Source organism: Lederbergia wuyishanensis (genome assembly GCF_022900255.1).
GTDB lineage: Bacteria > Bacillota > Bacilli > Bacillales > Bacillaceae_C > Lederbergia > Lederbergia wuyishanensis.
Map to the genome: position 1 here is coordinate 26,256 of NZ_JALIRM010000007.1, position 11,670 is coordinate 37,925.

General features: G+C 37.1%; 13 protein-coding genes. 11 read left to right on the plus strand and 2 right to left on the minus strand.

Translation table 11 applies throughout. The features are described 5' to 3' along the window. The first annotated feature begins 11 nt into the window (after positions 1–11). The 6 genes from gatA (at position 12) to MT489_RS11220 (ending at position 5,764) form a co-directional block, all read left to right on the plus strand. Positions 12–1,457 (plus strand): Asp-tRNA(Asn)/Glu-tRNA(Gln) amidotransferase subunit GatA, encoded by a 1,446-nt coding sequence (gene gatA, locus MT489_RS11195; RefSeq protein ID WP_244681641.1) that lies wholly within the window; start codon positions 12–14, stop codon positions 1,455–1,457. A 15-nt stretch (positions 1,458–1,472) separates the two neighbouring features. Next, complete coding sequence (gatB, locus tag MT489_RS11200) at positions 1,473–2,900, plus strand: Asp-tRNA(Asn)/Glu-tRNA(Gln) amidotransferase subunit GatB (protein ID WP_244681642.1); 1,428 nt, start codon at positions 1,473–1,475, stop codon at positions 2,898–2,900. Positions 2,901–3,145: 245 nt separating this feature from the next. Then, positions 3,146–3,697 (plus strand): thioredoxin family protein, encoded by a 552-nt coding sequence (locus MT489_RS11205; protein ID WP_244681643.1) that lies wholly within the window; start codon positions 3,146–3,148, stop codon positions 3,695–3,697. Between the two features lie 17 nt (positions 3,698–3,714). Further along, on the plus strand, positions 3,715–4,512 hold the full coding sequence (locus MT489_RS11210; protein WP_244681644.1) for an arylamine N-acetyltransferase: 798 nt from the start codon (positions 3,715–3,717) through the stop codon (positions 4,510–4,512). A 97-nt stretch (positions 4,513–4,609) separates the two neighbouring features. Then, positions 4,610–4,903: a hypothetical protein gene (locus MT489_RS11215; RefSeq protein WP_244681645.1), complete on the plus strand. Its 294-nt coding sequence runs from the start codon at positions 4,610–4,612 to the stop codon at positions 4,901–4,903. 87 nt (positions 4,904–4,990) lie between these two features. Further along, positions 4,991–5,764 carry an endonuclease/exonuclease/phosphatase family protein gene (locus MT489_RS11220; protein ID WP_244681646.1) on the plus strand — a complete coding sequence of 258 codons (774 nt, stop codon included), beginning with the start codon at positions 4,991–4,993 and terminating at the stop codon, positions 5,762–5,764. A 39-nt stretch (positions 5,765–5,803) separates the two neighbouring features. Here the strand turns inward: MT489_RS11220 and MT489_RS11225 are convergent, their stop codons facing one another. Both MT489_RS11225 and MT489_RS11230 read right to left on the minus strand, forming a co-directional pair. Next, positions 5,804–6,382, minus strand: a complete 579-nt coding sequence (locus MT489_RS11225) for a hypothetical protein (RefSeq protein ID WP_244681647.1) — start codon at positions 6,380–6,382, stop codon at positions 5,804–5,806. After that, positions 6,382–7,242 carry a hypothetical protein gene (locus MT489_RS11230; protein WP_244681648.1) on the minus strand — a complete coding sequence of 287 codons (861 nt, stop codon included), beginning with the start codon at positions 7,240–7,242 and terminating at the stop codon, positions 6,382–6,384. The genes MT489_RS11225 and MT489_RS11230 overlap by 1 nt, the downstream gene beginning before the upstream one ends. A gap of 133 nt (positions 7,243–7,375) precedes the next feature. Between MT489_RS11230 and MT489_RS11235 the strand changes: the two genes are divergently transcribed. From MT489_RS11235 to MT489_RS11255, 5 genes are all read left to right on the plus strand, one after another. Continuing rightward, the gene (locus MT489_RS11235; protein WP_244681649.1) at positions 7,376–8,257 is read left to right on the plus strand and encodes a D-alanyl-D-alanine carboxypeptidase family protein; all 882 of its coding nucleotides are present in this window, start codon (positions 7,376–7,378) and stop codon (positions 8,255–8,257) included. Positions 8,258–8,340: 83 nt separating this feature from the next. Next, on the plus strand, positions 8,341–8,883 hold the full coding sequence (locus MT489_RS11240; protein ID WP_244681650.1) for an RNA polymerase sigma factor: 543 nt from the start codon (positions 8,341–8,343) through the stop codon (positions 8,881–8,883). Then, positions 8,880–9,347, plus strand: coding sequence for an anti-sigma factor family protein (locus MT489_RS11245; protein ID WP_244681651.1), 468 nt, complete (start codon positions 8,880–8,882; stop codon positions 9,345–9,347). The genes MT489_RS11240 and MT489_RS11245 overlap by 4 nt, the downstream gene beginning before the upstream one ends. Next, a complete protein-coding gene (locus MT489_RS11250) occupies positions 9,340–10,416 on the plus strand; it encodes a hypothetical protein (protein WP_244681652.1) in 1,077 nt (358 codons plus the stop codon). The genes MT489_RS11245 and MT489_RS11250 overlap by 8 nt, the downstream gene beginning before the upstream one ends. Beyond that, positions 10,413–11,312, plus strand: a complete 900-nt coding sequence (locus MT489_RS11255) for a LiaF transmembrane domain-containing protein (RefSeq protein WP_244681653.1) — start codon at positions 10,413–10,415, stop codon at positions 11,310–11,312. The genes MT489_RS11250 and MT489_RS11255 overlap by 4 nt, the downstream gene beginning before the upstream one ends. The last annotated feature ends 358 nt before the right edge of the window (positions 11,313–11,670 follow it).

An 11,670-nucleotide genomic window follows, 5' to 3' on the forward strand; every position in this document is an offset into this window, starting at 1 on the left:
GGGGGACTCCCATGTCGATTTTGGATCATAGCATAAAAGATATCCACGAACTTTTACATAAAAAAGAAATCTCTGTTTCTGATCTAGTAGATCAATCAATGAAACGCATCAATGAAGTTGATGGAAAAGTCCAAGCTTTTCTAACAGTTGATGAAGAGAATGCTAGAGCGAAAGCAAAAGAATTAGACGGAAAGTTGGGTGACAACCTACTTTTCGGAATTCCAGCGGGTATTAAGGATAACATCGTTACGAAAAATCTTAGAACTACATGTGCTAGTAAAATGCTTGAGAACTTTGACCCTATTTATGACGCAACGGTTATGGAAAAGTTGAATCAACAGAATACGGTCACTATTGGAAAATTGAATATGGATGAATTCGCTATGGGTTCTACAACTGAAACATCCGCATTTAAAATCACAAGAAACCCATGGGATCTTGATAGAGTTCCAGGTGGATCTTCAGGTGGTTCTGCAGCGGCAGTTGCATCGGGACAAGTACCATTTGCTCTCGGTACAGATACTGGCGGTTCCATCCGTCAACCCGCTTCATTTTGTGGTGTAGTTGGTATGAAACCTACATATGGACGTGTGTCTCGTTTCGGATTAGTCGCTTTTGCGTCATCCTTAGATCAAGCTGGTCCGATTACAAAAACGGTTGAGGACAATGCTCTAATTTTACAAACTATTGCAGGATTAGATCGTAATGACTCTACTACTGTAAATAAAGAAGTGCCTAATTACGTAGCAGGATTAACTGGAGATATTAAAGGGTTAAAAATTGCTGTTCCGAAAGAATATTTAGGAGAAGGCGTAAGTGAAGCTTCTCGCGAGTCTGTGCTTGCTGCCCTTAAAGTACTTGAAGGTCTTGGAGCAACTTGGGAAGAAGTTTCCCTACCACATTCTCAATACGGAGTTGCAACTTATTACCTGCTTGCTTCTTCTGAGGCTTCAGCTAACCTTGCACGCTTTGACGGTGTTCGTTACGGCTACCGTACACCAAACCCGAAAAATTTAATGGAATTATATAAAAAGTCACGCTCTGAAGGCTTTGGCGATGAAGTTAAACGTCGAATCATGTTAGGTACTTTTGCTCTAAGCTCAGGATTCTATGATGCTTATTATAAAAAAGCTCAACAAGTCAGAACATTGATTAAGCAAGATTTCGACGATGTATTTTCTAAGTATGATGTAATCATAGGACCTACAACTCCTACACCAGCTTATAAAATTGGTGAAGTTGTTCATGATGTAGTGACAATGTATATGAGAGACTTACTGACAATCCCAGTTAACTTAGCAGGTCTACCAGGAATCTCTGTACCTTGTGGATTTACTGAAGGTCTTCCACTTGGATTACAGATTATTGGAAAGCACTTTGATGAACAAACGATTTACCGTGTTGCTCATGCGTACGAGCAAGCGACGAATTTCCATCAACAAAAGCCACAATTGTAAGGGGGGAGAGACGACATGAACTTTGAAACGGTAATCGGACTTGAAGTCCACGTAGAATTAAAAACGAAATCAAAAGTATTTTCACCAGCTCCAAACCACTTTGGAGCGGAACCGAACCATAACACTACAGTTATTGATCTTGGCTATCCTGGTGTTTTACCAGTTTTGAATAAGAGTGCGGTAGAATACGCGATGAAAGCAGCAATGGCGATAAATTGCGCAATAGCGACAGAAACAAAATTTGATCGTAAAAACTATTTTTATCCAGATAATCCGAAAGCTTACCAAATTTCTCAGTTTGACAAACCAATTGGGGAACATGGATGGATTGAGATAGAAGTAGATGGCGTTAAAAAGAAAATCGGTATCACACGCCTTCACCTTGAGGAAGATGCTGGTAAATTAACTCATAAAGAAGACGGATCACTTGTTGACTTAAACCGTGCTGGAACTTCATTAATTGAAATAGTTTCTGAGCCGGATATTCGTTCCCCTCAAGAGGCATATGCTTATTTAGAAAAACTAAAATCCATTATTCAATATACGGGTGTTTCTGATGTTCGAATGGAGGAAGGTTCTCTAAGATGTGATGCAAACATTTCTTTACGTCCAGTTGGACAAGAAGAGTTTGGAACGAAGACAGAATTGAAAAATTTGAACTCCTTTAACTTTGTTCGCAGAGGATTAGAGTTTGAACAAAAGCGCCAAGAAAAAGTTCTTTTATCTGGCGGAGTAATCCAACAAGAAACGCGTCGTTTTGACGAATCTACTGGTGAAACAATCTTAATGCGCGTTAAAGAAGGAGCAGAAGATTATCGCTACTTCCCAGAGCCGGATCTCGTTCAATTGTATATTGATGATGAATGGAAAGCTCGTATTCGTGCGGAAATTCCTGAGCTTCCGGACGCTCGTAAGAAACGCTATGTTGAGGAACTTGGTCTCCCAGCGTATGATGCGATGGTCCTTACATTAACGAAAGAAATGTCCGACTTCTTTGAAGCAGTACTTGCTGAAGGGGCAGACGCGAAGCAAGCTTCCAACTGGTTGATGGGAGAACTTTCTGCTTACTTGAATTCCGAGCAAAAGGAACTGCATGAAATTGCTCTAACTCCAGCGGGACTTGCAGGAATGATCAAGTTGATTGAAGATGGAACGATTTCATCCAAAATTGCGAAACAAGTATTCCGCGAACTTGTAGAAAATGGCGGAGACGCAGAAACAATCGTAAAAGAAAAAGGCTTAGTTCAAATTTCAGACGAAGGCGCATTGCTTGCAATTGTAACTGAAACATTGGATGCTAACCCACAATCCATCGAAGATTACAAAAACGGTAAAGGCCGCGCACTCGGATTCCTAGTCGGCCAAATCATGAAAGCAACAAAAGGCCAAGCGAATCCACCGATGGTTAATAAAATTTTAAAACAAGAAATTGATAAGCGATAATAACGAGAATAGGTGCTCCGTGATGGAGTGCCTATTTTTTATTGAATCAAATGAATTGATAGGAGGCACTTATCCTTCAATGAGAAACGGTTTTCATGTCTATATGACAATGGAAGTTAGTTATCCGAGGATAGAAGGAGATCTAGTCCTCTTCATTAATGGACATTTTTGAAAGCCTCTTAGCTGAACAAAAATTAATCATAGTATATAATAATAGGCAACATAAAAGAAAAGGGGTTAGACTCATGAACCTAGTCGATTGGTTTAATAAAGGAATGACACCTGAGGAATACATAAGTTCGATGGAAAAACATAAAGAAAGTTTGCAAACAATTCTTCAAAAATTTGAAGTTCCAGCAGGAGATGAAGCACTTTTAGCAAATTTAAAAGATGAAGAACTTCGTGTCATTGTCCTTACGGAAGATTGGTGTGGAGATGCCATGGTAAATGTTCCTATTTTATTAAAAATAGCCGAAAAAAGTGGAATAGAAGTTCGTATGCTACTTCGTGATCAAAATTTGGAGCTAATGGATCAATACTTAACAAATGGTACATCACGAGCAATTCCTATTTTTATTTTTATCGATAAAGAAGGTAATGAACGTGCTGTTTGGGGTCCAAGAGCGGACAGTGTGCAACAATATGTAGATGAGCAGCGTTCAAAGCTCCCTAGTAAGGAAGACGAAACCTTCGCGGAGAAGCAAAGTGAAATGTACAGTCAGATGATGCAAAGATATGTAACAGACTCTACTGTTTGGGACGAAGTATATAGCAGCATTAAAAATAGACTTCAATAAAATCGAGGTGTTGAATAATGGAGGAAATTGCAAATCAATATTTACAGCATTTACGCTTAAGACGAGAGGAACCGAATCTAAATTATTTGCAGCGCCTTATTCAACACCATTTGTCATATATTCCGTATGAAACGTTTAGTAAATTTCAATATTTTTCTCTTGCACCAGATTATATTCCACCACTCCCTGTCTTCGTTCAAAATATGGTTCAAAAAGGCTGGGGTGGTACATGCTATACACTTAACATGAATTTTGCTAGATTACTATCATTACTTGGGTATGATTGCTCTCTTGTAAAAGTAGAACCAGGCCATCTCGCCATTATGGTGGTGATCCAAGATAGAAAATACTATGTTGATGTAGGGTATGGGTCTCCCATTATGAAGCCAGTGGAGTTGGAAGCTAAGACGAGGCATCAAATGCATGGTTTCGGTGAAGAGATTGTTTTTACAAAACTAAGCACAGATACATATGAAATTGACCGGAAATCAAATGGCAAATCTTTCGTGAAAAAACAAGTCATCTGGAAGCCGCTTTCGGAAACGGATATTACGGATGATATTCGTGCATCTTATCTAGACAATGATGATAATATTACAATGAGAAGAATTACAGCCGTTCGTTTCAATGGGCATCAATGTTATTTTTTACGTAATGGCTCAATGAAAATCATGACGTTTCGTAATATAAGCGAGATTAAAATGAATGACTTTGAAAAATGGGAGAAGCTTGTTCAGGAAGTCTATCAAGTAGATTCCGAGTCGTTACTAGACTCTATTCAATTCCTTGCTGATCGTGGAATTAAATTGTTTTAAGAAATTCACCTGTATAGAGGTGGATTTTTTTATTTGGAAACAAATATAAATATTTTACGTCCTAATTTGTAATAGATAAATATAGGGGGAAAGCGCTATGGAATCATATGAAGACTTTCATTTTGTAAAGTATGAAATGACTTTTTTAACAATTATTTTAATTGGAGTATTTATTAGCATTGTTTTTCTCAAAAAGTATTTGAAGTTTTTAAACAGGTTTTCAGTTATGTTGATCAGTTTTATATGTATAATAATCTCTGCCTTTAACTTGGTTATGCTTGGGTATGTAGCAGATGAGTTTAATTTTGTGGATACAGTTAATTCGTATTTATTTCTTGCAATTATTGGATTTGGTATTCTTAATTCAGCTTTAGCATATAAAAATCAATAGTGGGGCCAACATGAATCTTTTATATTAAACTTCTGTGATATTTTGCTATAATTGCAATCGTATACATAAAAAGAAAGGGGTTTTCTGATGGATTTACGTATCATGACATACAACGTACGAAATGATTGTGACGCACCGCCTAATTCTTGGGAGGAACGTAAAGGATTAATGAGGGATTTAATTATAAGAGAATCTCCAGATCTAATTGGTACCCAAGAATGTAAATTTAACCAAGTGCAGGATTTGGATCATCTTCTTGAGGATTATGATTGGATTGGTTTGGGAAGAGAAGGCGGAAGTAAAAGTGAGTTTATGGCGATATTTTATAAAAAAAGTCGTTTCGACGTGTTAGAATACGATCATTTTTGGCTGTCGGATACTCCGGATGTGATGGCCTCAAGCACGTGGGGAAATGATTGTACACGGATGGCCACGTGGGTTCGATTTTTGGATAAGGAGACGCAACAATCTTTCTACCATTTGAATACTCATTTGGATCATGTTTCTGAGATTGCGAGAGTAAAAGGTGCGGAGTTGATAGTAAAACAGGCAGAAGCCTTTGATTCGTCTATTCCATTATTTATTACGGGAGATTTTAACACGGTATACGAAACGGACACACACCAAGCCTTTTTAACAAAAGGGGATTTCATAGATACATGGGATTCAGCCACAGAACGAATCAATAAAGAATTGGGAAGCTTTAATAACTTTAATGATCCAACTGGTGGAGAAGGAAGGATCGACTGGATTTTATATCGTGGAGATGTAAAAGTAGGTACTCTTAACATTGTAAATGATCAAGTAGACGGAAGATTTCCGAGTGATCACTTTCCTATCGTTGTGGACTTTGAAATTTAAAAAGCGGTAGGCATCTTGGTAAAGGATGCCTACCGTACTTTATTTTGAAATACTATTAAAAGCTTTGCGATAACTCCATATTAAAATAAGAACAATGATATACACAACAAATGATGCGATTCCACCAACTATTATGATAGCGGTAGCCAGATCTTGAGGTATATTTAAAACAAATGGAGTTAGAATTGTGACTGCGAGTAAAATAATGATATAAAACGTTTGGATATTTTTCGTTGTTTTTGCAAGTGTTGAATTTTGATGATGATTCGCTAATTCAATACATCCTTGTAATAAGAAAAAGATAAAAGCAATGTGTATTAATGTAAGTACTGATGACGAAATTAGGATTAAGATGGTCGATGTAGATGGAACAATCCCTTCAAGAATATTGATTTCCCCGATAAAATATTCCGGTATACTCAAAATCGCCAAAATGATCGCAAACGTTCTCGCCTTTTTAAAATAGGCGGAAAACGAGTTTAAATCGCTTAAAGCGGACACGATGATAAAATAACCGACGAAATCCGGTAAAAGATCGAATTGATTAATTTTAAAATCTAAAAATACGAGCATGAAACCCCAAAAAATCTTCGTAAAGGCTTTTGAAATGTCGTTCATTATTGGTCCCCCTGTATAATGGCTGCAATGTCTTTTTCGGTCAATTCTGGCTGATAATAGATGGTATCTGGGAATGAAAATGTCTTACCATCTTCATCTTTGCCAATCATTTTTATTTCAAAGGTATATAAATGAAGTTTGTTTTTATCATCTTTGTCAAATTTTATTTCATATTCCATTGACAAGTAATCGCCTTTTTTCTTAAGAATCGGAAAGGAATCTTTTGTTAGGAGCTCTCCCTTTGGTACGATATCTGAATGATTTTCGGGAGTCCTTTGATTTTCTCCAACATAAAGCTTTATTGCCTTTTCAAATTTATCTGCAAACGGAATTTCCAAATCAGTGATGTTGACATCTTTTTTTGCCACCGCAACTGCAAATCCAGTATCGTCTGATGAACTTCCACTAGCACTAAATTCGAAAGGGGTCTTGTTTTCTTTGTATTTACGAAGAATGACATCTCCAATATCCATCAATTGAATATCCCCATTCGAAAAATGTGCTTCTACTTCGGTTAGATGTATTTCTCCGTTATTCATGATCTCTTCAAGTTCTTCAGGTACATTAACATGTAATATCTTTATTTGGTGATGTCTAAATGTATTATATATTTGATCTTCAAACACTGGGAGCGTTATGTCCAAATCTGGAAGCGTAAACCAAGCAATTTTAGTTTCATCATTTCGATTCGTCAAATATTGAAATTGGAGCATGCTATCAACGCTAACCTGAGTGTCATAATAATGCTTTAACATGATTGGCTGATTCAATTGTTTACTGGTAAAAAATAAATAATTTCCAATCATACTTATGATTGCGAAGACCATGCCAACTGTTAGCATGGCTTTTTTTATTTTCATATTTTCGGTCCTCTCTAAAATGTTCTCCATCTATCATTCTACAAATTCATATAAAACTCCTTTTTAAGTGTAGGGGTAGGAGTTTTTTCCGCGTCTATTAGTTATAGATATGCGAAATATAGGAGTGAATTTCATGAAAAGAAAAAGCCTTTTCCTTATCATTATTCTTTTAACGATCATTTCTTACAATAAAAAAGATCAAATCATCATGGCGTTTACACATTCGCCTGTACATATTTCGGGAGAAGCTGCAGTCTTAATGGATCAAAATACGGGGAAAATCATTTTTTCAAAAAATCAAAATGCAAAATTATATCCTGCGAGTACGACGAAACTTTTGACTGCTTTGGTGGTCCTTGATGGAAGAGCGCCTAATGAAAAAGTAAAGATTGGCAAAGAAGTTTATTTGCAGACAGAAGGCGAAGCGCGTGTAGGTTTATTCGAAGGACAAGTTCAGACTGTAGAGGAACTACTCGCAGCTATGCTTTTACAATCAGGAAATGATGCGGCGAGGTCGCTTGCGGTATATACGGCAATTCAAGACAAGAAAATGAGTGAACCTGAAGCTATTCAGTATTTTGCCGATTTAATGAATACAAAGGCAAAGGAAATCGGAGCAAACCATTCAAACTTTGTAAATCCACATGGTTTACACGACGAAAATCATTTTTCTACTGCCTATGATTTGGCTTTAATTGCGAAGGAAGCTAAAAAAAATAAAATAATCAATAGTCTAGTAAGTCAGCAAATTTATTCAACGAAAACACATACGTATAAAAATCGCAATCAACTTTTAGATCCTAACAGTTCCTATTATTACGAAGATGCGACAGGTTTGAAAACTGGATTCACTGACCAGGCGGGTTATTGTCTCATTTCGTCTGCGAATAGAGGAAGCAAAAATTTAATTTCGGTTGTTCTTCATTCAGGAAAGGAATCCATGTGGACGGATTCAATTTCTTTACTGGATTATGGGTTTGCTGAAGATAAGGAAAAGAAGCTTGCCCAACCATGATAAAATAAATTAGAAAAAAGTGTAGGGTCGGTTGTTGTTTGTAACGTCTATAGGGATGCAAGTCGGAAAGGGGGGGAGAAGTTTTGGATGATGTGCTCATTGAAAAGATAAAAAATGGAAATGATCATGCGTTTCGTATTCTCGTTGAAAAATATAGAACCCATATTTTTTATACAGTGTACGGCGTTCTTCGAAACGAAAAAGATGCTGAAGATGCGGCACAAGAAGTGTTCCTAAAAATCTATACTTCTCTCCCCCAATTCGAGGGTAATGGTTTTAAAACGTGGATCACGAGAATTGCCGTTAATCATGCGATCGATATAAAAAGAAAGCAAGTTAGAAGGCAGGAAAACCAGCAAGTTGAGTATGACGAAACGGGGCATTCACCACGATTGGAAAGTGTAGAGCTTCTAGTCATTAATAAAGAAAAAAGAGAGCTCTTACGAAAAAGGATTAAAGAACTACCAGAAAATTATCGTTCAGTCGTTGAGGACTTTTACATAAAAGAAAAGTCATATCAAGAAATAGCAGTAAACCAAAATGTACAGCCGAAAACCATCGAAGTAAAGCTTTATCGTGCAAGACAATGGATGAAAAAGCACTGGAAGGAGGATGATTTTTCATGAATCACATGACGTATGAAAACTGGCTAGAATACGTTCGGGATGAGCTTAATGAAGAAACAAGAAAAGTATATGAAAACCATCTATACAGTTGTGACCACTGCCTGGAACTTTATTTAAAAGCGGTGGAAGCGACGGAATTCCAGATGCCGGAATTTGAGGAAGACTCAAGCTTTACAGATTCGATTATGCAACAAGTTACTGAGTTAAATAAGCCAAAGCCAATGACAAAGCCACGAAAAAAGATTTCGCAAAAACAAACAATTGTTCATTATTTCGTAGCGGCTGCAGTAACGTTGTTCTTAATGTCAACAGGGGTATTTTCTCATCTTATGAATATGGCAAGTACATTTGAACATAGCGAACAGAAGCAAGCTGAATCATTTGTTCAATCGTTTTTAAATAAACAAGATTCCTTTACAAATAAATTCGAAGAGATACTTAAGGAGGAGGATCGTCATGAATAAAAACCCATTTATCGCGTTTTTGCTCGCATTTTTTCCGGGCGGAGGTTTGATGTATCTAGGGAAAGTATTGCGCGGGCTTTTTTATACAGCAACTGTTATTGGAATTCCAATTGTGTCGTTTGGGTTAGCAGCAATGTCGAACGAAGGTGTTTTTGCAGCATTCTCAATTGGCGGTTTGATCATGTATATTATCAACTTTATCGATACTGTTGTAACCGCATCGAAGCTATATCAACAGCCAACAAATACACAGGATGTGGCTGTGCAACAAAAAGCCAATGACTCTGAACGCTTTTTTACAATAGTGCTGTCGTTCGTACCTGGGTTAGGACATTTCCAGTTAGGTTTAGTATATCGTGGGATGACACTGCTCGCTTCCTTCCTTGGAGCAGCGATTATGGTGTTATTTGTAACGATGATGACTGGACGTGAACAGTTCCTTATTTTTTTAGCAACACTGCCAATCATTTGGATATACGGATTCTTTGATGTGATAAGGCTACTTGATGCCAAGCAAAAAGGAGAGACACTTGTCGATAAGTCAGTGTTAGAAGATATTGAAAATAGAACAGGTGATGGTAGAAAAAGTAAAGCCATTGCAACATTGCTTTCCATTATCCCAGGAGCAGGTCATTTATATCTAGGACTGCAAAAACGCGGGATTCAGTTAATGGCAGCATTCCTTTTTTCCATCTATATTCTAGATGTATTAAGGCTTGGAATCTTCCTGTTTGTCGTTCCGATTATCTGGTTCTTTAGCTTCTTTGACGGTCTGCAAAAAGCATCGAGAGCGGAAAGTGATGAAATCGAAGAAGATGTGCCAATCGTATCTTTCTTTATTAATCATCAAAAATGGGTCGGGATTGGTTTGATAGCATTAGGGGTTTATTATTTAGGAACGAATATATTAGTACCTATTATTGCTCCGTATATTAAAGGAGATATCCTTTATTTGTTTTATCGTTACGTACAAACAGGTATCCTCTGTATTTTACTCATAGGTGGAGGAATCAAATTATTGTCTGGTAAAAAAGTGACACAAACAAAAGAAGAAGGTGATACACAATGAGAACATGGAGAGTTGGTTCTTTTTCAATGGGAGGGGCACTCGTTTTCCTCGGCGTATTCCTTCTTCTACAGCAAGTCCTTGATTGGGATCCGGCGGTTGCCCTTTTATCATGGTGGCCCGTATTATTCATTATTTTAGGAATTGAGATTCTTATTTACTTATCGTTTTTTAACAAAGAAAATAGCCACGTAAAATATGATTTTATCAGTATTATCTTTATCGGTTTTATTGGAACACTTGGACTTGGAGTTGCCTTACTGCAGTCTGTGGGGCTGCTGGATGCGGCAAACCAATATATTTCAGCCGAAGTAAAAACAGTCGATTTACCAAAATACGAAGAAACAATGCTAGATGGAATTACACGTGTTCAAGTTGACGCAGGGTCATATCCTGTAACGATTGAAAGTACGACTAGTAAAACGATGACGATGTTCGGAACGTATAGAGGCGATGTCTATAAAAAAGGATTTCCAGTAAAAGAGGTTTCAGATTATGCACTTGTGGAAAAACTAGGGGATACGATATATATACGATTTAAAGATATTCCATATAAACGTTATAGTGGGTTTAGTGGACATATGGAGCCAACTCTTCTAATTCCTGAAAATATGAATCTTGAAGTCAATGGAAAAGGAAATTCATTGGCATTAAAACCACGCAATATGAAAAATGATTGGGAAGTAGTAAACGGCGGTTATTTGGATATCATGGTATCAAAGGATACAAACGTTAAGTTAGACGTTCAAGATTCCCGTAATCTGGATGATGGAAAATGGGAAAACATGAAAAAAGTACAAAACGATTATGAAGACGTCGTGAAATCGGCAAATCAAACATTTGGTACAGGAAAGCATACTATTTTTATAAAAAATGCGGATGGAGTAAATATTAAATAACAATTGACTGGTTATAGAAAAGAGCTGCAAAGATTTAAAAAAACATTCAATAAAGAGATCATCGCGATTATTGTCCAGAAAATGAACGCTATGGTCACGGTGAATGTCAACTTACCCTGGGAACGAAAAAATAAGTTATGCAGTCAGTATGGATCGCTCAAGGTACTCAGGGCACGATAAAAGAAGTATAGCTGTTGATTGAACTTTCAAAAGGGCAGAGTCCATGCAAAAAGCATGTAACCTGTCCTTTTAGAACGTTTAAAGTGCCTGTGCCACAAAGAAAATCGTAATTATTGTCCGATTGGAGCATTCAAAGTGCTTATGTCCCATAGAAAATGGCCACAGTTGTCCTATTGGA

Coding starts and splice junctions, on each gene's coding strand:
- gatA (WP_244681641.1), top strand. CDS start 12: ATGTCGATTTTGGATCATAGCATAAAAGATATCCACGAACTTTTACAT.
- MT489_RS11225 (WP_244681647.1), bottom strand. CDS start 6,382: ATGAACGACATTTCAAAAGCCTTTACGAAGATTTTTTGGGGTTTCATG.
- MT489_RS11205 (WP_244681643.1), top strand. CDS start 3,146: ATGAACCTAGTCGATTGGTTTAATAAAGGAATGACACCTGAGGAATAC.
- MT489_RS11220 (WP_244681646.1), top strand. CDS start 4,991: ATGGATTTACGTATCATGACATACAACGTACGAAATGATTGTGACGCA.
- MT489_RS11230 (WP_244681648.1), bottom strand. CDS start 7,242: ATGAAAATAAAAAAAGCCATGCTAACAGTTGGCATGGTCTTCGCAATC.
- MT489_RS11245 (WP_244681651.1), top strand. CDS start 8,880: ATGAATCACATGACGTATGAAAACTGGCTAGAATACGTTCGGGATGAG.
- MT489_RS11235 (WP_244681649.1), top strand. CDS start 7,376: ATGAAAAGAAAAAGCCTTTTCCTTATCATTATTCTTTTAACGATCATT.
- MT489_RS11250 (WP_244681652.1), top strand. CDS start 9,340: ATGAATAAAAACCCATTTATCGCGTTTTTGCTCGCATTTTTTCCGGGC.
- MT489_RS11210 (WP_244681644.1), top strand. CDS start 3,715: ATGGAGGAAATTGCAAATCAATATTTACAGCATTTACGCTTAAGACGA.
- MT489_RS11215 (WP_244681645.1), top strand. CDS start 4,610: ATGGAATCATATGAAGACTTTCATTTTGTAAAGTATGAAATGACTTTT.
- gatB (WP_244681642.1), top strand. CDS start 1,473: ATGAACTTTGAAACGGTAATCGGACTTGAAGTCCACGTAGAATTAAAA.
- MT489_RS11255 (WP_244681653.1), top strand. CDS start 10,413: ATGAGAACATGGAGAGTTGGTTCTTTTTCAATGGGAGGGGCACTCGTT.